Source organism: Lentzea kristufekii, from assembly GCF_033949925.1.
Classification (GTDB): Bacteria; Actinomycetota; Actinomycetes; order Mycobacteriales; family Pseudonocardiaceae; genus Lentzea; species Lentzea kristufekii.
In genome coordinates this window covers 139,366-156,517 of the sequence record NZ_JAXAVV010000005.1, presented here as the reverse complement: position 1 = coordinate 156,517, position 17,152 = coordinate 139,366, and the positions used below count along the sequence as shown (strand labels likewise).

Genomic DNA, 17,152 nt, shown 5'->3' with positions numbered 1-17,152 from the left:
GTGACCAGCTGTTTTGCATCCGGATGCAAAAAACGTTTGCGGACGTCCGCAAACGTTTTTTGCACAACCGATATATCAGTGCACTCGGGCGTCGGCCCTGGAGGCCGACATCCGGAACTCCACGACGGCCCGGAGGTCGGGCGTGCCGAGTGCCTCGCGGAGGCGAGGAAGGCCCTCGTCGTCGATGCGGCGGCGGATCCCCCGCAGATCGGCGTCGCCGTGGGCGCGGACGACGAGGGCCAGGCGTGGAGCGGTGTGCGGACCGGTCAGCGCGGCCTCGACCTTGCGCACACCGGGGTAGGCGGTGATCTCTTCGGCGAACGGCGCGGCGGCCGTCGCCGTGCTGATGCGGGTGGTGCCGGCCTCGTCGGCCCAGCGCCAGGTCGCGACCTTGCGGCGCGGGATCTGGGCGGCGAGCCAGCGCAGGCACACGAGCGCGACGACGACCGCCGCGGCCGCGACCACCCACAGCACCCACGTCGGTGGCAACGCCGTGCCGGGCAGCACCGCGGCGTTGCGGTCCACCTGGGGCACGCGGCCCAGGTGGACGGCGATCGCGGAACCACCCGCGACCAGCAGGACGAGGCCCAGCAGGCCCAGCGAGAACCGGTTCATGACGTGCTCCTGAGGGCCTTGACCCGCACCACGACCTGCGGCGGCCGGGCGAGGGCGAACTCTCCGACGCGGTTTTCCAGCGCGGTGCGGACGGCGTCACCGAGACCGTCGGCCACGGAGCGCCGGGTGCGCACGACCGCGCGGACCCGGCGGCGGCGCACCTTCACCGCCGCGGACTCGACGCCGTCCACCTGGGCGGCGGACCGCAGCGCGTTGCGCAGGCCGCGCACCGACACGGCGGTGTGCTCGTCCAGTGCCGCGGTCCGCGCCTTTCCGGGCACCACCGCGACGAGGAGCAGGAGGAGCCCGATGGCCGCGACGACCCCGCTCGCCACGGCCACCTCCCGCGCCGACCACGTCATGTCGTGCAACGAGCCGACGAGCGAGTCGTACGGCAGCAACGGGCGTTCGCCGAGCGCGAGCTGGATCGCGCACACCGCGACCAGCACCGACGCTGCCAGCAGGACGAACGCCGTGAGCGTGGCGGGCAGGGCCCGGCGGGAGCGGCGGGTCACTGGACCCTCCGCACCGGGGCCGTGTCCGCGCGCAGCACGCCGACCGACACGTCCACCACGGAGACTCGCAGGCCGGTGAGGGCGGCCACCCGTTCGACCAGGTGAGCACGCACACGAGCGGCGGTCGACGCGACCGGCGCCGGGTAGCGCAGGTCGACGCGTGCGTCGAGCGTCGCCACTCCGCCGGTCACCCGTGCGGTGACGGCGCAGTCGAGCACGTCCGGGACCTCCATGGCGGCACGTCCGGCGATGCGGCCCACCGCGCGGTCGGCGACGGTGGTCAATCCTGGCTGTGCGGTGAGCGTCGTCATGGTCAGTCCCGATCCCTGCCCAGCAACTGCGCGAGGTCGAGCTTGCCCTCGGCGACCCGGCCCGCGATCAGGCCGAGCGCGCCGAAGACGAGCACGAGCAGGAACGCGCTGAAGCCCCCGAACGCGGCGGCCAGGCCGAGCGCGAGCCCGGTCAGCAGGCCCAGTGCGGTGGTGCTCATGGCGTTTCCTCTCACTGCACGCGGGCGGTTTCGGGCTCTTCGCCCTCGGAGTCGCTCGGGATGTGCACGTCGTTGACGTTGATGTTGACCTCGACGACCTCGAGGCCGGTGATCTGCTCGATCGCGGTGATCACGTTGGTGCGCACCGACTTCGCGAGGTCCGCGATCGGCACGCCGTACTCGACCACGAGCTCCAGGTCGACGGCGGCCTGCTTCTCGCCGACCTCGACCGACACGCCCTGGCCCGCGCTCGCGGTGGCGCCGGGGATCCGGTCGCGCAACGCGCTCAGCGCACGCGTCGCGCCGCCGCCCAGCGCGTGCACGCCGCGGATCTCCCGCGCCGCGAGGCCCGCGACCTTCTGGACCACGACGTCCGCGATGGTGGTGGATCCCTTGTCGGTCACCAGCTTCCCGCCCGTGACACCGTTCTTCTCCACAGTCTGCGTGCTCATCACAATTCCTTCCTTCGAAGCGTCCACAACAGAGAGACATCGACTGAGGACGAAACGTCACGACCCGTTCAGGTGATCGAGGGCACGTTTGTCCACATCGGTCACAACGATGCGCACGACGGCGCTTTCCCACTGCGTGCCAAGGAGAACGGACCGCAGCGCCGCGCCTGCCTCCGTGAGCGCCAGCGGGAGCCGGGTGGCGACGACCCGGACGCACACCAGGCCGTCCTCGACGTCGACGGCCAACGTGTCGACGTCCCAGGAGATCCAGGAACGCGCGGGCTCGGGCACCGACGGCCGCAGTCCGTCGACCTTCTCCAGTGCCTTCAACAACTCCGTCACGATCACCATGCGACGTCCACCACCGTGACCACCACGGACTCCACCGCGACACCGGTCAGTTCCGGCACGAGCGCGCACACCGACCGTTGCACGGCACGAGCCACGGCTGCGGCCTGGTCCTGGCCCGAGATCACCACGTCCACCTCCAGCAACGCGACGGCACCGGACCACCGCACCCGCACGCCCTCCACCGGCGCCGGCTGCAGCCCCTTGATCTGCTGCCGCGCCGCGCGCACCACCGAACTCACCAGGCCCGCCACGCCGGGCTGCACCCGCACGCCCGCGACCTTCTCGGCCGCGTGCACCGCGACCGCCGCCACCGCCGGAGCGGACACGACTGTTTCGATCACTCGCTCATCCTTCGAGAACGTCGGCCACGACGAGGTCCAGGCGGGCGAGCCGCACACCGATCCGCGCGGAGGCCGCCGCCAGCACCCGGCGCCGCACCTCGTCGTACACCTCGTGCGTGACGAGGCCCGCGGTGATCGCGATGCTCAGCTCGACCTCGATCACCGGATCTGACACGGTCGACTCCGGCGCTTCCGTGACACGGCACGCGCGCGCTCGCACGCCGTCCACGCCGTCCGCCGCGTACCGCAGCACCGCCGCGACGGCGCGCGTGCTGATCCGAGCCAGGCCGTCACCGGGCAACGGCACGACGTCGGACCTCCGCACGTCGGCGCGCACTGCGGACATCACGCGGCTGACCAGGTCGAACGGTGGCTCGACCTCTTCGCGGACCATCTCGTCGGTGGCCGCGCGCAACACCAGAAGGCTCTCTCTCACGGCCGCGCAGTGCGGGCACGAGCGCGTGTGCTCGTCAGAGAGGTCGATCGCCTCCCAGACTTCTTCGACGTCCCGACCGCATGGCAGGACGTAGTCGGACGTCACCGCCACGGCGCCATCACCTCCGCGAGTTGTGCCCGTGCTCGCGCGAGCCTGCCGCGCACCGACTGCTGGGTCGTGCCGATCGCCTCGGCGATCTCGTCGTAGGACCGGCCGTGGACCTCGCGCAGCACCCAGCACGCCCGCTGTTCCGGTGTGAGATCGCGCAGTGCGGCTTGCAGCGCGTCGAGCTGCGCGTTCACCTCCACCGCGCGTTCGGGCCGGGTGCGCGGTGCCGCCGACTCCTGCTCGTCGAGCTCGGTGTCGGCGTGCGGTTTGCGCTTGCGCAGCACGTTCAGGCACTGGTTGGTGGTGGTGCGGTAGAGCCAGCCGAGGAACGCCCCGTCGTCGTTGAGCTGCCCGAGCCGCCTCCACGCGGTCAGGAACACGTCCTGCACCGCGTCCTCAGCGTCACCGCTGCTGCCCACGATGCGCAACGCCAGCCGGTACATCGGTCTCTGGTAACGACGGACAAGCTGCTCATAGGCACGCATGTCACCGTCACGAGACCTTGCCACCAGCGTGGCATCGTCGAGTGCGGCTGCCTCAGCCACGCCCATGCGCACACCCCCGCCCCAATTTGCTTCGTCGCCCGATGGACACGTTCGATCGCGGAACGTCACGCGGTTCCCAGATTTCCCGCCGGTGACCACACTCACCCGGTTTTCACCCGACCGTGGCGTGACGAAGGGACTGCGGCGCGTATCGAACAGACGTCAGACGAACTCAAGCCCAGGAGGACGCGATGTCTCTGTCGGACAAGATCGGCAACAAGGCGGAAGAGCTCGGCGGCAAGGCCAAGGAGACCGCGGGTGAGGTCACCGGCGACGAGCAGCTCGCCAATGAGGGCCGCGCCGATCAGGCGAAGGCGGCCGTGAAGGACGGCGTGGAGAAGGTGAAGGACGCTGTCGGCGGAGTCGTCGACAGCGTCGCCAAGCACCTCAAGAAGTGAAGCGGACCTCACTCGCGACGACGCCGTCGAGCTCGCGCACGAAGTCGGCGCCGAACGCGCTGGACGGCGTGTGCGAGCCGGGCGCCACGCCGTCGATCCTGCCGACGGCGCGGAGCACGGAGTCCGCGGTGAGGCTGTAGGCGTTCGGGGTGGTGATCGCGCATTCGACCTTCGTCTGCGCGTCCCACGCCTCGCCGAACACCTCGGCCCTGGTGTTCGCGCGCTTGCGTTCGTCAGGGCCTTTGACCTTGCCGGCGAGGTTCTTCGCGACGTTCTGCACGAGCGATGTCCGCAGCACGGGCGCGAACACCTGCTGCAACTGACCGAGCATGCCCGGCACGGTGGTGAACGTGGTGATGTTCGGGATGCCGGTCGAGCGGTAGGCGGTGCTCACATCGCCCCACGGGATGCTGCCGACCTCGCGCGACCCCGACCGGAAGTGCGCGGTGCGCCTGCGGTGGCCGATGCGGACGCTCCTCAGTTCGCCGTTCACCCGGATCCGCCCACCCACCGCGGCGCCCTCGACGGACGTCTTGGTCGTGCCGGCGCTCGCCCCTCCGCCGACGACGAACGCGAGGTCGAGGTGCGTGGCGGACGGCAGGGCGTTCTTCAGGATCACGGCGAGGCAGTCCGTCGGCACGACGTCGAACCCCGCACCGGGCAACAGCACGATGCCCGCCTCGCGCGCGTCGGAGTCCCTCAGTGCGATGGACTCGAAGACGTCGATCTCACCGGTGATGTCGAGGTAGTGCGTGCGGGTCTGCAGGCAGGCGTCGACCATCGCGCTGGACGTGCGCGAGAACGGTCCCGCGCAGTGCACGACGGCCTCGACGTCCTCGAGGTTGCTCCGCGCCTGGTCCAGGTCGAACGCCCGGTGCTCCAGCCCCAGTGCGGCGGCGATCGGCTCGACCTTCTCGAGCGAGCGTCCGGCGAGGATCGGCCGCTCCCCGCGTTGGACCGCGAGCTCGGCGATGAGACGTCCGGTGTAGCCGTTGGCGCCGTAGACCATCCACGTCATGCCGCGACCTTACCGGCGAGTAGCCCGTCGGGAACCGACCAAAGAGCCGATCAGCAGCAACGCGCCGAGCCCGATCACCGGCAACCCCCACAGCAGCCGGCGGTGCCGCAGGTCGGCGCAGATGTCCACATAGGCCGGACCGGCCGCGGACGCCACCGGCTCCTCGAACCCGATGCCCAGGCTGTTGCCGCACGGGATCAGTGCCCCGCTCGGCGCCTCGACGGCCAGCATCACGAACAGGATCGCACCCCCACCGAGCAAGAACGCGAGACCGACCACGACGGCGAAGGTGCGCACTGACATGAGCAAAAGTTACGTCTCAAATGGACTTTGGGATAGCCCTGGTCAGACGCATTGGGGTTGATCCCCTAATCCCCCGCTGAACGCCATCACGCCCCCGGATCCCACGATGCGGGCGAGAACGCGTAACGCTGCTCCACCCGGCCGTCACGCGGATGCGGCACAGGGTCGCCGACCTTGATCCAGCCGAGGCGCTCGTAGAGCCGCACGCCACGGACGTTGTCGACGTAGACCATCAACTCGGCCTTCTCGTATCCATTCTTGATCAACACTTCGGGCAGCGCCCGCAACAGCGCCTCACCGACGCCCTTGCCCCACGCGTCGGGGTGCACGCCGACGTAGTTGACGAAGGCGGTGTTCGTCTCTTGTGGACCTCCGGCGAGGAAGCCCACCGCCCGGCCGCCTTCCCAGGCGAGCAGCAGCAACGACGGCTCGTTCGCGAGAGCGCTCTCCAGACCCGGCCGTGCCAGTTCGAGCGACGGAACCTCGTCGTAGCCGTCCCTCTCGGCGACCGCGTGCGCCCAGAGCATCGCCGCCGTGTCGACGTGCTCGGGGCCGCCTTGAATGATCTCCATGCCGGCCAGCCTGTCAGCGCCTGAGCACGACCGGTAGCGATTTGAGGCTGGCCATGATGTCGTTGTGCGTCACCTCGGGCTGCCCGTCGCCCGCGTAGACGGTGCGCGGGAACCGGCTCGTCAGCTGCCGCAGCACGGTCTCGGTCTCCAGCCGCGCGAGCGCCGACCCGAGGCAGAAGTGCGGGCCGTGCCCGAACGTCGCGTGGCCGGTCGTCTCGCGGTCCAGCCGGTACTCCCCGGCCTTCTCGTGCGCCTGCGGACAGCGTCCGGCGGCGCCGAGGTTGATCAGCAGCAGCGTGTTCGCGGGGATGGTCGTGCCACCGATCTCGACCGGTTCGGTGGCGATGCGATGCGTGGCACTGCGGACGGGCGAGTTGTGGCGCAACGTCTCCTCCACGAGCCGTGGCACCAGTTCGGGATCTTCAGCGACCTCGTGCCACAGACCGTTGTCCAACGCGTCATGCACAACGTTCGCGATGAGGCCCGCCGACGTCTCATGGCCGGCGACCACGAGCAGGAACGCCATCGCCATCAGTTCGTCGTGGCTGAGGTGGTCACCATCGTCATCGGCGGCCAAGGCCAGCACGCCGAACAACGACCGCGGATCCAGACCGTCGCCGGTGAGCAGTGCGTGGAAGTAGCCGCCCAGCTCGTCGCTCGCCGGCTGCGACACCTCGGGTTCCATCGACATCATCGTCTCGATCAACGTGCGGACGTGCGCGCGATCTTGCGCCGGCAGCCCGAGAACCTCACCGATGACGTGCATGGGCATCGGCACGGTCAGCTCTTCGACGAGGTCGATCTCCTCGTTCTCGGGAAGCCCGGCGACCAGTTCCGCGCAGATCTCCTCGATGCGCGGCGCGAGCTGCTGCACCGCCTTGCCGTTGAACGCCTTCACCGCCAACGCCCTGAGGCGCGCGTGCTGCGGGTTGTCGCTGTTGAGCATGCTCGGCCCGAACAACCCGGCAAGGTTCTCCTGCGCACTTCCGCGTTCCGCGAGCTGCCGCTTGATCTCGCGTTGCAGCTTCGCGCTGTCCTTGGAGAGCCGCTGGTCGGCGAGCAGCTGACGGGTGAGCTCCAGCCCGACCGTCACCACCTGCATCCTCACGCCGTTGGGCAACGTCACGGGATGCAGCGGCCCCTCTTCGCGTGCGTCGTCCTCAATCCGGTGGTGGTCACGTGCGCGCAAGTCGCCGCCGGTCAACAGGTTCGACATGGCCGGTCTCCGCCTCCGTTTGGATTCGACTAAGACCGTTCTACCGGGCTACTGCAGCGCGTCCAACGCCCTGATCGTCTCGACCGACGGCAACCGAGGCGGCTCCGCGGCGATGGCCTTCCGCCCGAGCACCCACTCCGGCAGGTGGTGCCGCAGCGCGGCCCTTCCTTGCACCGTGATGTCGACCGGCGCCGCCATCCCGTGGTCCATGTCCCGCTCGGGCCTGACCCACGTGATCCAGTCCCTGACGCGGAGGATCTCCAGGTCGTCCGCGTCCCACTGCTTGGCGGGCCGGTGCTCCAGGTACCAGCTCGTTGCGCCGCGGTGCACGCCTCCCTGTTCCACCAGGGCGAGCAGCTTGATCTGCTCCTGCGTGATGGTGGCGGTGTCGGGCTTCGCGGCCTTGGCCTTGCGTCTCACAGGTGGACGTCCTTCGGAGCTGGCGGGTCCAAACGTCCCCGACGAACTCGAACAAGGTACGGCACGGTCCCGGCTCGTTCCAGACGTCAGCCAGCGGTCATCGACTTAAGGATTCAACGTACTTGTCGACGTCGAACCCGTGGTCTTCGAGACGCTGGCGTGCCACACGCAGTTCCTCTTCGGAAAAGAGCACCGCGTACTTCGGTCGGAGCACGTAAGCCTCGACGCTGTGGCCGAGTTCGCCCTCTTGCCACAGCCGGACGAAACCATCGTGGGTATGGGGCCCGCGGAGGAGGATCTGCGCAGCACCAACACCTTTGTGCAGTGCCACCATCTCTATGAAGGCCTTGGCGCGATACCTGATCTTGCGCACCAGGTAGCGGTAGCTCTCATGCAAGTCGTCCGTGAACTCGCGGGCGAGCTGCTCGATGTTCGGCTCCGTGCCAGCCATCAGACCACTCCTCGTCAGGTAGCACCCCTATCGGCCGACGGCCCATGCGCGTTAGCGAGCTCGTTGAGCGCCGACACGGAAGCGATGACCCGAAACCGAACCGCAAGACCTCTCGGCCTGCGGGGTACGAACGAGATCGGAAGTGGTGGGCTTCGTTGAGGCCCATTCACACCACGCGACCACCGCTGGGGGTCCGGGGGCGAAGCCCGCCGGGCGGGGCCTGGGGGTTGCACCCCCAGAAAGCACTGAGGCGACGTGGTCTGCGCTGTCCGCAGACACACGTCGCCCGAGACGAGTGGGCGCGACAGGGTTCGAACCTGCGACCGCTCGGGTGTAAGCCGAGTGCTCTTCCGCTGAGCTACACGCCCCGACCCCAGAGGGGTTACAGCTACATCATGCCTTGAGAGAGGCTACGGCCTTCTTCCAGGCGTCCTGATCGCGGGCCTGACCGGGCGCGTTCACCTGGGCGAAGCGCACGACGCCGGAGACGTCGATCAGGAACGTGCCGCGCAGCGCCATGCCCACGGCCTCGTTGAACACGCCGTAGGACTGCGCGACGGCCCCGTGCGGCCAGAAGTCGGACAGCAGCGGGAACTGGAAGCCCTCCTGGTTCGCCCACGCCTTCAGTGCGAACGGCGAGTCCACGGAGACGCCCAGCACCTGGACGTTCTCGTCCTCGTAGGTCGCCAGTTCGTCACGCAGCTGGCAGAGCTCGCCACGGCAGGTGCCGCTGAAGGCGAACGGGTAGAACACCAGCAGCACGGCCCGGGAGCCTCGGAACGACGACAACGTCACGCGTTGCTTGTTGTAGTCGTTCAGCGTGAAGTCCGGGGCCTCCGAACCGACCTCGACCGCCATGAGACAAGAACCTCCGGTGCGACACAGGACCACGAGCGGGTGAGCGCCCGTGGTTCAACCCTATGTCAACGAAGATCAGCGCTTGGCCTTGGCCGACTTCGGCCACACCAGGCGGATGCCGGCCCAGTCGTCGCCCACGCTGATGTTGGAGGTCTGCGACAGGCCGGCGGTCGGGACCGCTTCGGCGACGTCGCTCGGCTCCACGTGGCCGGGGCGGCCGGTCTTCGGGGTGAGAACCCAGATCACGCCGTCCTCGGCGAGCACGCCGGTGGCTTCGAGGAGAGCGTCGACCAGGTCGCCGTCGTCCTCCCGCCACCAGAGCAGGACGACGCTCACCGTCTCGTCGGCATCCTCGTCGAGGAGGTCGCCCCCGATTCGCTCCTCGACAGCGGCACGCAAGGCGTCGTCGACGTCCTCGTCCCAGCCGAGTTCCTGGACGACCATGCCTGATTCGATCCCGAGCTTGTCGGCGACGCCGAGCTTGCCGGCGTCTTCCGCGGCGACCACGGTTTTCACTCCTCCAACTACGCAAGAGCGACAGCCCTAAGACTGCCGCTGAAGTCTGTTACTCCGGCTAGCGAACACTGTCAGCTACCTCCGGCGCAACTGTTGACCACGTGACACGCCGTAAGGGGCACCCCTGTGGAGATCTCTACACTGGCATGAGGCACGCTCTACATACCTCTTATCGCGCGCGCGTGAGCGACACGATCCAGAACTACCGACCGGTAGCGATGACGAAGTCGTCGCGCAAGGACAACGATAGGGGCGCGTGGCACGGTTTCCGGGCCAGCGCGAGTACCGCCAACGAAGCCGAGGAGACACCTTGAGCCCGCAGAACACCGGCCCCGAGCGGGTGCGTGTCATTCGCGACGGTCTGGCAGCGCACCTGCCGGACATCGACCCCGAGGAGACCTCGGAATGGCTCGAGTCGTTCGACGAGGTGCTCAAGGGCGGCGGTCAGCAACGTGCTCGCTATCTGATGCTGCGGCTGCTCGAACGTGCTGGTGAGAACCAGGTCGGCATGCCCTCGCTGATCAGCACCGACTACGTCAACACCATCCCCACCGAGCGGGAGCCGTGGTTCCCCGGTGACGAGGAGGTGGAGCGTCGTTACCGTGCGTGGATCCGCTGGAACGCCGCGATGACGGTGCACCGCGCGCAGCGACCCGGCGTGGGTGTCGGTGGACACATTTCGACCTACGCCTCCAGCGCCTCGCTCTACGAGGTCGGCTTCAACCACTTCTTCCGCGGCAAGAACCACCCCGGTGGCGGCGACCAGATCTTCATCCAGGGTCACGCCTCCCCCGGTGTCTACGCCCGCGCGTACCTCGAGGGCCGCCTGTCCGAGCACCAGCTCGACGGCTTCCGCCAGGAGTACTCGCACGCCGGACCGGGCGGCGGCCTGCCGTCGTACCCGCACCCGCGCCTCATGCCGGACTTCTGGGAGTTCCCCACGGTCTCCATGGGCATCGGCCCGATGAACGCGATCTACCAGGCGCGGTTCAACCGCTACCTGCGTGACCGCGGCATCAAGGACACGTCCGACCAGCACGTGTGGGCGTTCCTCGGCGACGGTGAGATGGACGAGCCCGAGTCGCGCGGCCTGCTGCAGCTCGCCGCGAACGAGCAGCTCGACAACCTGACGTTCGTGGTCAACTGCAACCTGCAGCGCCTCGACGGCCCGGTGCGCGGCAACGGCAAGATCATCCAGGAGCTGGAGTCGTTCTTCCGCGGCGCCGGCTGGAACGTCATCAAGGTCGTCTGGGGCCGCGAGTGGGACGCGCTGCTGCACGCCGACCGCGACGGCGCTCTCGTCAACCTGATGAACAACACGCCCGACGGCGACTACCAGACGTACAAGGCGAACGACGGCGCGTACATCAAGGAGCACTTCTTCGGCCGCGACCCGCGGACGAAGGCGCTCGTCGAGCCGATGACCGACGACGAGGTGTGGAACCTCAAGCGCGGCGGCCACGACTACCGCAAGGTCTACGCGGCCTACAAGGCGGCGACCGAGACCGTCGGCCAGCCGACCGTCATCCTCGCGAAGACGATCAAGGGCTACTCGCTCGGCAAGCACTTCGCGGCGCGCAACGCGACGCACCAGATGAAGAAGATGACCCTGGACGACCTCAAGGGCTTCCGGGACAGCCTGCGCATCCCGATCTCCGACGAGGTCCTCGAGAAGGACCCGTACCTGCCGCCGTACTACCACCCCGGGCAGGACAACCCGGAGATCCAGTACATGCTGGAGCGCCGCCGTCAGCTGGGTGGCTTCCTGCCGGAGCGCCGCACGAAGTCCAAGGCGCTCGTGCTGCCGGGCGACAAGGTCTACGACGGCATCAAGCGCGGCTCCGGCAAGCAGGAGGTCGCCACGACGATGGCGTTCGTCCGGCTCGTCCGCGACCTCGCGAAGGACCCGGAGATCGGCCCGCGCATCGTGCCGATCATCCCGGACGAGGCACGAACGTTCGGCATGGACTCCATGTTCCCGACGCAGAAGATCTACAACCCGAACGGCCAGGCGTACACCTCGGTGGACGCCAACCTGATGCTCGCCTACAAGGAGTCCGAGCAGGGCCAGATCCTGCACGAGGGCATCAACGAGGCGGGTTCCACGGCGTCGTTCACGGCGGTCGGCACGTCCTACGCCACGCAGGGCGAGCCGATGATCCCGATCTACATCTTCTACTCGATGTTCGGCTTCCAGCGCACGGGCGACGGCCTGTGGGCGGCGGCGGACCAGATGGCGCGCGGCTTCGTGCTGGGTGCCACCGCGGGCCGCACCACGCTGACCGGTGAGGGCCTGCAGCACGCCGACGGCCACTCGCTGCTGCTGGCGCACACGAACCCGGCCGTCGTCTCGTACGACCCGGCGTGGTCCTTCGAGGTGGCGCACATCGTCAAGGACGGTCTGCGCAGGATGTACGGCGAGAACGCCGAGAACATCTTCTACTACATGACGGTCTACAACGAGCCGTACGTGCAGCCGGCCGAGCCGGAGGGCCTGGACGTGGAAGGCCTCCTGCGGGGCCTCTACAAGTACCAGGACGGCCCGCAGACCGGTGGCCCCCGTGCCCAGATCCTCGGCTCGGGTGTCGGCCTCCCGTGGGCTCTCAAGGCCCAGAAGATGCTCGCCGAGGAGTGGGGCGTGTCCGCGGACGTGTGGTCCGCGACGTCGTACTCGGAGCTGCGCCGCGACGCCGTCGAGACCGACCGCCACAACCTGCTGCACGTGGACGCCGAGCCGCGCGTGCCGTACGTGACGCAGGTGCTGAAGGACGTGCAGGGCCCGGTGATCGCCGTGTCCGACTGGGCGTCGGCGATCCCGGACCTGATCCGCCCGTACGTCCCGACCGACATGACGACCCTGGGCACGGACGGCTTCGGCTTCTCCGACACCCGCCCGGCCGCCCGCCGCCACTTCCTGGTGGACGCGGAGTCCGTCGTCGTCGCCACGCTGGCCGCACTGGCCCGCCGCGGCGAGGTCGAGCAGGCCAAGGTCGTCGAGGCGGCCCGCAAGTACCGCATCGACGACGTGCAGGCGGCCGGCCCGTCCACGGGCGACGCGGGCCTCGCGTAGTCACTCGCTGAACCGAGGGGCCGCTCCGCACGCGCGGGGCGGCCCCTCTTCACGCCCTGAGGGCGTACTCGGTGAACTGACCGGCGATGGTGAACCCGAGACGCCGGTAGACGGTCTCGCCGTCCTCAGAGGCTTGCAGGACGGCTATGCGGTACCCCTCGGCGCGTGCGGTGCGCAACGCGGCCACGGTGATGGCACCGCCGTAGCCGCGGCGGCGATCTCCGGCGAGGGTCGCGATGTTGTAGATCCCGGCGACTCCCGCGTGCAGGAACACCTCCGCCGAGCACACCGCACGACCATCCACGTAGCCGACGAGGTAACGCGCTGAGCTGGTCAACGCGTGCGGAGCGGCCTCGGCGTAGAAGCGGCGGACCGTGTCGGCGGGCGGGTCCCAGTTGGCGGCGAGAACCGCGGCGTAGTCGGCGAGCTCCGCCTCCGTGGTCACCCGGCGGATCTTCAGCCCCTCGGCACCGAGCTCGGGCAGGGCGGCGTCGGCGAGGTCCAGCCACATCGCGGCCTCGGTCTCCGCCGCCGCGATGCCGGACTGCACCAGCACCGCGCCCAGGTCAGCCGGGGTGGAGGCGGGTCCGACCCACCACGAGCAGGGCCTCCTGATCGACCGCAGGGTCTCGGCGACGCGGACCCCGACGTTCGACGCGGTGAACCGGGCCGCCGCGACGATGTTGAACGTGTCGTCGTCCAGACCGCTGTCCGCGATCAGCAGGTCGTCCGTCTCGGTCACGGTGGCGCCCGCCAGACGCCTGTGCAGGTGACACGCGTGCTCGGCGAGGTTCTGTTCCATGCTCGTCAGCAGGGTGGCGGTGACCTGCCTCAACGGTTCGTCGGCAGGCTCGACGTAGTCGTACTCGTCGACGTCGAGCGAAGCACGCACGGACGTGAGGAAGGCCAGAGCTTCGGCAGAGATCCACCAGCCGAGGTCCGCGCCGTCGCCGTCGCGGCAAAAGCGCACGACGACCAGACTGGCTGACATGTCGGACATCGCTGTGAGCGCGACGAGTTCGTCGCGGATGGGAAGCAGCCGATCGACGACGTTCTGGATCTTCTCGTCGAGCCGCCCTGCGCCGCGGTCGACGATCTTCCACGCGTGCACCCGTGGAACGTCGTGCTCCGGCCGCTTGCTGCCCCGGACGAGCACCTCGTCCGGCTCCAGTCCCAGACGCTGAGCGATCTCGGCGGCGGACACGGTGTCGCTCTCGAGAGCGAAGTAGGCGTACTGATCGACACGCACGACGCCCATCGGACCACGCCGCCGAGATCACTCGCGAGCGATATACGCCCTAGCACTGCGCGACGGGCTGGGCCTTCAGCAGCGGCTCGTCGGCGCGGGCGTCCATCAGCAACGGGATCAGGGCGCGGGCCTCCTGCTTCAGCGGCACGATGCGGTCGCCGCCCCGCAGGTACTGGGACTTGACGCCGTGCAGAGCCAACTCGTCCCGCACGTCGGCGTACTGCGCACCGGTCAGGACATACCCGCACGGAGGCGTCGCGACGACGTCCGCGGGGTCGGGAGCCTGGTTGTCCGCCCCGCCGAAGTAGATCGGACCGGACCGCACGGCCCGGGACGCGGCGTTGGCGGCCTCGATGGCCGGGCGGTTCGCGCCGACGAACGACTGCGTGCCGTCCAGCGCCTTCAGGTGCGAGTCGACGCGGAAGAGCGGCGTGTTGTCGACGTTGGTCTCGACCAGCAGGCCCATGCCGTGCTTCAACCCGCCCGTGTTGCGCAGGATGCGTTCCTGGCCGTCGCCGGCGACCTGGCGGACGGGCTCGCCGGTCACCGGGTCGACGTAGATGCCGTAGACGCCGGAGGTGCGGCCGGCGGCTTCGACGGACGGCCGCACGTAGGAGCGGGAGAGCGTCTCCGACAGGTCGTGCACGCCGTCGGCGACGTTGAGGTTGCGCGGCCACAGCCAGAGGACGTCCTTCACGTAGTAGGGCGCGGAAGGGCCGAACTCGTGCAGGTCGTGGATGACGTCGGGCTGCCAGTCGCGGATCACGGAGGCCATCGCGCGCGCCTCGGCGGTGCGCAGCAGCAGGTGGTCGCGGTTGATGTCGATGCCGGCGGAGTTGCCGCGGGTGTCGGCCGCGCGGCCGTCCGGGTTGGCGTTCGGCACGAAGAGGTAGGTCGTGTCGGACGAGCGCGGCAGTGAGCGCATGCGGATCAGGCACGCCTCACGACCGGCGGGTTCGTCGCCGTGCTGGGAACAGATGAAGAGCACCACCGTGCGCGCGGAGCGGGAACCCACGCGCACGAGCTGGACGGGACGGCCTTGGGAGGTCGTGCCGATCTGGGTCACGGGGAGGCCGGTGGCGCGCAGGTACGCCTGCTCCTCGGCCTCGGTGGTCCACTTGCCGGTGAGCTCGAACCCGGTGCGCGGCGGAGGAGCAGCGACGGCCGGAACAGCGACCAGCAACGAGACAGCAGCCAGTAAAGCGATCAACAGTCCCCTCATAGGGGAGACTTTGCCGCCTGTGTCAACCGGTGGGCGGTGCGGTTCCAGTCGATGAAACCGTGGATCACCAGGCCCGCGAAGATCACGTAGACGAACGCGCTGAAGTACAGGCCCGACTGGATCTGCAGCGGCACGCCGACGGCGTCGACCACCAGCCACACCAGCCAGAACTCCACCAGGCCGAGGCCCTGCAACGCGAAAGCCAGGATGGTGCCGATGAAGATCGCGGCGTCCGGCCAGGGCGCCCATGAGGCGTCCAGGGCGTCCAGCACCAGCGCGAACGCGACCGTGCCGGCGACGAAGGCGCCGGCGATCGCGAGCCGTTCGCGCCGGGAGCCCTTGCGCACCACCACGCCGAAGACCGGGTCACGCCGGCGCACCCACGCGTACCAGCCGTAGACGGCGATCGCACCGACGGCGACCTGCCTGGTGGCCAGGCCGCCCAGGTGCGCCGACAGGTAGACGGTGAAGAGCAGTGCGACCGAGACCAGCTGAACGGGCCAGGTCAAGAGTGAACGGCGCTGCGCCAGGAACACGACCGCGAGCGCCAGCACCTGCCCGACCAGCTCCGTGTACGCGATCTTCTGCCCGAAGATCGTCAGTCCTGTCTCGTACCACACGGCTTGTTCCCCCGCGGTTCAGTCGCAGTACATCGGTGTTTCCTACGGTCGCACCATGTCATCTTCCTTAGCGCTGGCGCTCGTGCCTTTGTTCCTCACCGCTCCCGCGACCCCCGTCATCACACCGACGGTCATCACGCAGACGTTCGAGGAGCCCGCCGACGCGGACGACCCGGCCATCTGGGTGAACCCGCGCAACACCGAACGCAGTGTGGTCCTGGGCACGCTGAAGGAAGGCGGCCTGGCGGCGTTCGACCTGAACGGCCGCACGATCGGCGTCCACCCGGCCCCGCAGCCGCCGACGCCGGACGCGAAGCCCGGCCGCTTCAACAACGTCGACGTCCTCGGCGACCTCGCGTTCGTCAGCGACCGCGGCCGCGACCGCATCCGGGTGTTCCAAGTGGACGAACGTGGCGTGAAGGACGTCACGAACCCCGCCACCAAGCCGGTGTTCTCCGGGACCGAGGCCGAGGTCGACGACCAGCACACCGTCTACGGCCTGGCCGCCGGACGCGTCGACGGCAGGGACGTCGTCGTCACCAGCCGCCGCAACGAGACCAGCATCGCACTCCTCCAGGTCGTGAAGGGCGCCCGGTACGACACCAGGAAGGTGTCCACTCTGGACCTGCCGAGCACCTTCACCCTTCCGAACGGCAAGCAGTGGACCGTGTGCGGCGAGCCCGGTGAGGGCCCGCAGGTCGAGGGCATGGTGATCGACGAACGCACGAACACTCTTTACGCCGCACAGGAGGACGTCGGCATCTGGCGCATCCCGTTGCGCTCCAACGGCTTCGGCAGGCCGCAGCTCGTCGACAAGGTCCGCACCTGGGGCGCGCCGCAGAAGTACGACCCCGAGACCGAGGAGTGCGAGGCGGACGGCCCGAACCCCGGCTTCGGCGGCCAGTGGCTCGAAGCGGACGCCGAGGGCCTCACGATCGCGGGCGACGTGCTGCTCGCGTCCAGCCAGGGTGACTCGCGGTTCGTCGCGTACCGCAAGGCCGACATGAAGCCGCTGAAGGACTTCAAGGTCGACGGCGTCGAGCACTCCGACGGCGCCGACATCGTCCTGGGCAAGCTCAACCTGCTCGTCGTCCACGACGGAGAACGCCCGAACGGCACCGGATTCGCGTTCATCAGAATTTCCTCTGTGGATGCCCAGGCCTTCAGGCCGGGAGGAAACGGACCCCTGTGGAGCAGGGCAGGGTTTCGCCCCTAGGGCGAAAAAACGTGCTCTGACCCGCGGGTGTGGCGGTTGACGGAGCGGCTGGTACGGTTGTCGCGCCCGTTCGGCGATAGCCAAGTCGGCGGGTCTACCGCCGGGCTGGTGGGATGTCAGGTCTGTGGAGCTTGTGTAGGACCGTGGGCGGTACACCGTCCCTTGCTGGT

The 17,152-nt window shown here is 68.9% G+C and carries 23 protein-coding genes and 1 tRNA gene; 3 read left to right on the top strand and 21 right to left on the bottom strand.

The window, feature by feature from the left end; all coding sequences use genetic code 11:
- Positions 1-75: 75 nt before the first annotated feature.
- Genes SK571_RS12325 through SK571_RS12285 form a run of 9 tightly spaced genes read right to left on the bottom strand, consistent with a single transcriptional unit; the run spans position 76 to position 3,859 of the window.
- A complete protein-coding gene (locus tag SK571_RS12325) occupies positions 76-615 on the bottom strand; it encodes an alkaline shock response membrane anchor protein AmaP (RefSeq protein WP_319984178.1) in 540 nt (179 codons plus the stop codon).
- On the bottom strand, positions 612-1,130 hold the full coding sequence (locus SK571_RS12320; RefSeq protein WP_319984177.1) for a DUF6286 domain-containing protein: 519 nt from the start codon (positions 1,128-1,130) through the stop codon (positions 612-614). Before SK571_RS12320 ends, SK571_RS12325 begins: the two co-directional genes overlap by 4 nt.
- Positions 1,127-1,441, bottom strand: a complete 315-nt coding sequence (locus tag SK571_RS12315; protein ID WP_319984176.1) for an Asp23/Gls24 family envelope stress response protein — start codon at positions 1,439-1,441, stop codon at positions 1,127-1,129. The genes SK571_RS12320 and SK571_RS12315 overlap by 4 nt, the downstream gene beginning before the upstream one ends.
- A 2-nt stretch (positions 1,442-1,443) precedes the next feature.
- Positions 1,444-1,620 carry a hypothetical protein gene (locus SK571_RS12310; RefSeq protein WP_089922533.1) on the bottom strand — a complete coding sequence of 59 codons (177 nt, stop codon included), beginning with the start codon at positions 1,618-1,620 and terminating at the stop codon, positions 1,444-1,446.
- Positions 1,621-1,631: 11 nt separating this feature from the next.
- Complete coding sequence (locus SK571_RS12305) at positions 1,632-2,072, bottom strand: Asp23/Gls24 family envelope stress response protein (protein WP_319984175.1); 441 nt, start codon at positions 2,070-2,072, stop codon at positions 1,632-1,634.
- 57 nt (positions 2,073-2,129) lie between these two features.
- Complete coding sequence (locus tag SK571_RS12300) at positions 2,130-2,414, bottom strand: hypothetical protein (RefSeq protein WP_319984174.1); 285 nt, start codon at positions 2,412-2,414, stop codon at positions 2,130-2,132.
- Positions 2,415-2,416: 2 nt separating this feature from the next.
- Positions 2,417-2,764 carry an Asp23/Gls24 family envelope stress response protein gene (locus SK571_RS12295; protein ID WP_266043505.1) on the bottom strand — a complete coding sequence of 116 codons (348 nt, stop codon included), beginning with the start codon at positions 2,762-2,764 and terminating at the stop codon, positions 2,417-2,419.
- Between the two features lie 4 nt (positions 2,765-2,768).
- Positions 2,769-3,311, bottom strand: a complete 543-nt coding sequence (locus SK571_RS12290) for an Asp23/Gls24 family envelope stress response protein (protein WP_319984173.1) — start codon at positions 3,309-3,311, stop codon at positions 2,769-2,771.
- The gene (locus SK571_RS12285; protein WP_319984172.1) at positions 3,302-3,859 is read right to left on the bottom strand and encodes an RNA polymerase sigma factor; all 558 of its coding nucleotides are present in this window, start codon (positions 3,857-3,859) and stop codon (positions 3,302-3,304) included. Before SK571_RS12285 ends, SK571_RS12290 begins: the two co-directional genes overlap by 10 nt.
- A gap of 185 nt (positions 3,860-4,044) precedes the next feature.
- On the opposite strand from SK571_RS12285, the gene SK571_RS12280 reads away from it, so the two are divergent.
- On the top strand, positions 4,045-4,251 hold the full coding sequence (locus SK571_RS12280; protein ID WP_266043508.1) for a CsbD family protein: 207 nt from the start codon (positions 4,045-4,047) through the stop codon (positions 4,249-4,251).
- On the opposite strand, the gene SK571_RS12275 is transcribed toward SK571_RS12280, so the two are convergent.
- From SK571_RS12275 to SK571_RS12235, 9 genes are all read right to left on the bottom strand, one after another.
- A complete protein-coding gene (locus SK571_RS12275; protein WP_319984171.1) occupies positions 4,241-5,269 on the bottom strand; it encodes a saccharopine dehydrogenase family protein in 1,029 nt (342 codons plus the stop codon). The two genes, SK571_RS12280 and SK571_RS12275, sit on opposite strands and share 11 nt — an antisense overlap.
- 9 nt (positions 5,270-5,278) lie before the next feature.
- Positions 5,279-5,572 (bottom strand): hypothetical protein, encoded by a 294-nt coding sequence (locus SK571_RS12270; protein ID WP_319984170.1) that lies wholly within the window; start codon positions 5,570-5,572, stop codon positions 5,279-5,281.
- A gap of 86 nt (positions 5,573-5,658) precedes the next feature.
- The gene (locus tag SK571_RS12265) at positions 5,659-6,144 is read right to left on the bottom strand and encodes a GNAT family N-acetyltransferase (RefSeq protein ID WP_319984169.1); all 486 of its coding nucleotides are present in this window, start codon (positions 6,142-6,144) and stop codon (positions 5,659-5,661) included.
- Between the two features lie 13 nt (positions 6,145-6,157).
- Positions 6,158-7,360: a cytochrome P450 gene (locus SK571_RS12260; RefSeq protein ID WP_319984168.1), complete on the bottom strand. Its 1,203-nt coding sequence runs from the start codon at positions 7,358-7,360 to the stop codon at positions 6,158-6,160.
- Positions 7,361-7,408: 48 nt separating this feature from the next.
- The gene (locus SK571_RS12255) at positions 7,409-7,780 is read right to left on the bottom strand and encodes a hypothetical protein (protein ID WP_319984167.1); all 372 of its coding nucleotides are present in this window, start codon (positions 7,778-7,780) and stop codon (positions 7,409-7,411) included.
- A 97-nt stretch (positions 7,781-7,877) separates the two neighbouring features.
- Positions 7,878-8,231, bottom strand: a complete 354-nt coding sequence (locus SK571_RS12250) for a hypothetical protein (RefSeq protein ID WP_319984166.1) — start codon at positions 8,229-8,231, stop codon at positions 7,878-7,880.
- Between the two features lie 296 nt (positions 8,232-8,527).
- A tRNA-Val gene (locus SK571_RS12245) sits at positions 8,528-8,599 on the bottom strand.
- 25 nt (positions 8,600-8,624) lie between these two features.
- Positions 8,625-9,089 carry a peroxiredoxin gene (locus SK571_RS12240; RefSeq protein WP_319984165.1) on the bottom strand — a complete coding sequence of 155 codons (465 nt, stop codon included), beginning with the start codon at positions 9,087-9,089 and terminating at the stop codon, positions 8,625-8,627.
- A 75-nt stretch (positions 9,090-9,164) separates the two neighbouring features.
- Positions 9,165-9,596 carry a DUF3052 domain-containing protein gene (locus SK571_RS12235; RefSeq protein ID WP_090071059.1) on the bottom strand — a complete coding sequence of 144 codons (432 nt, stop codon included), beginning with the start codon at positions 9,594-9,596 and terminating at the stop codon, positions 9,165-9,167.
- Between the two features lie 319 nt (positions 9,597-9,915).
- Between SK571_RS12235 and aceE the strand changes: the two genes are divergently transcribed.
- Positions 9,916-12,675, top strand: coding sequence for a pyruvate dehydrogenase (acetyl-transferring), homodimeric type (gene aceE / locus SK571_RS12230; RefSeq protein ID WP_319984164.1), 2,760 nt, complete (start codon positions 9,916-9,918; stop codon positions 12,673-12,675).
- A 49-nt stretch (positions 12,676-12,724) separates the two neighbouring features.
- Here aceE and SK571_RS12225 read toward each other — a convergent pair whose 3' ends face one another.
- Genes SK571_RS12225 through pnuC form a run of 3 tightly spaced genes read right to left on the bottom strand, consistent with a single transcriptional unit; the run spans position 12,725 to position 15,766 of the window.
- A complete protein-coding gene (locus SK571_RS12225) occupies positions 12,725-13,924 on the bottom strand; it encodes a GNAT family N-acetyltransferase (protein ID WP_319984163.1) in 1,200 nt (399 codons plus the stop codon).
- 49 nt (positions 13,925-13,973) lie between these two features.
- Positions 13,974-15,146 carry a M14 family zinc carboxypeptidase gene (locus SK571_RS12220; protein ID WP_319984162.1) on the bottom strand — a complete coding sequence of 391 codons (1,173 nt, stop codon included), beginning with the start codon at positions 15,144-15,146 and terminating at the stop codon, positions 13,974-13,976.
- Positions 15,143-15,766, bottom strand: a complete 624-nt coding sequence (gene pnuC / locus SK571_RS12215; protein WP_319984161.1) for a nicotinamide riboside transporter PnuC — start codon at positions 15,764-15,766, stop codon at positions 15,143-15,145. The genes SK571_RS12220 and pnuC overlap by 4 nt, the downstream gene beginning before the upstream one ends.
- 55 nt (positions 15,767-15,821) lie before the next feature.
- Between pnuC and SK571_RS12210 the strand changes: the two genes are divergently transcribed.
- Positions 15,822-16,982 (top strand): phytase, encoded by a 1,161-nt coding sequence (locus SK571_RS12210; RefSeq protein ID WP_319984160.1) that lies wholly within the window; start codon positions 15,822-15,824, stop codon positions 16,980-16,982.
- Positions 16,983-17,152: the final 170 nt, after the last annotated feature.

What these genes read in the sequence shown, in the direction of transcription:
- SK571_RS12325 (WP_319984178.1), bottom strand. Translation starts at nt 615, where the DNA reads ATGAACCGGTTCTCGCTGGGCCTGCTGGGCCTCGTCCTGCTGGTCGCG.
- SK571_RS12315 (WP_319984176.1), bottom strand. Translation starts at nt 1,441, where the DNA reads ATGACGACGCTCACCGCACAGCCAGGATTGACCACCGTCGCCGACCGC.
- SK571_RS12310 (WP_089922533.1), bottom strand. Translation starts at nt 1,620, where the DNA reads ATGAGCACCACCGCACTGGGCCTGCTGACCGGGCTCGCGCTCGGCCTG.
- SK571_RS12305 (WP_319984175.1), bottom strand. Translation starts at nt 2,072, where the DNA reads ATGAGCACGCAGACTGTGGAGAAGAACGGTGTCACGGGCGGGAAGCTG.
- SK571_RS12285 (WP_319984172.1), bottom strand. Translation starts at nt 3,859, where the DNA reads ATGGGCGTGGCTGAGGCAGCCGCACTCGACGATGCCACGCTGGTGGCA.
- SK571_RS12280 (WP_266043508.1), top strand. Translation starts at nt 4,045, where the DNA reads ATGTCTCTGTCGGACAAGATCGGCAACAAGGCGGAAGAGCTCGGCGGC.
- SK571_RS12275 (WP_319984171.1), bottom strand. Translation starts at nt 5,269, where the DNA reads ATGACGTGGATGGTCTACGGCGCCAACGGCTACACCGGACGTCTCATC.
- SK571_RS12270 (WP_319984170.1), bottom strand. Translation starts at nt 5,572, where the DNA reads ATGTCAGTGCGCACCTTCGCCGTCGTGGTCGGTCTCGCGTTCTTGCTC.
- SK571_RS12265 (WP_319984169.1), bottom strand. Translation starts at nt 6,144, where the DNA reads ATGGAGATCATTCAAGGCGGCCCCGAGCACGTCGACACGGCGGCGATG.
- SK571_RS12260 (WP_319984168.1), bottom strand. Translation starts at nt 7,360, where the DNA reads ATGTCGAACCTGTTGACCGGCGGCGACTTGCGCGCACGTGACCACCAC.
- SK571_RS12250 (WP_319984166.1), bottom strand. Translation starts at nt 8,231, where the DNA reads ATGGCTGGCACGGAGCCGAACATCGAGCAGCTCGCCCGCGAGTTCACG.
- SK571_RS12240 (WP_319984165.1), bottom strand. Translation starts at nt 9,089, where the DNA reads ATGGCGGTCGAGGTCGGTTCGGAGGCCCCGGACTTCACGCTGAACGAC.
- SK571_RS12220 (WP_319984162.1), bottom strand. Translation starts at nt 15,146, where the DNA reads ATGAGGGGACTGTTGATCGCTTTACTGGCTGCTGTCTCGTTGCTGGTC.
- SK571_RS12210 (WP_319984160.1), top strand. Translation starts at nt 15,822, where the DNA reads ATGTCATCTTCCTTAGCGCTGGCGCTCGTGCCTTTGTTCCTCACCGCT.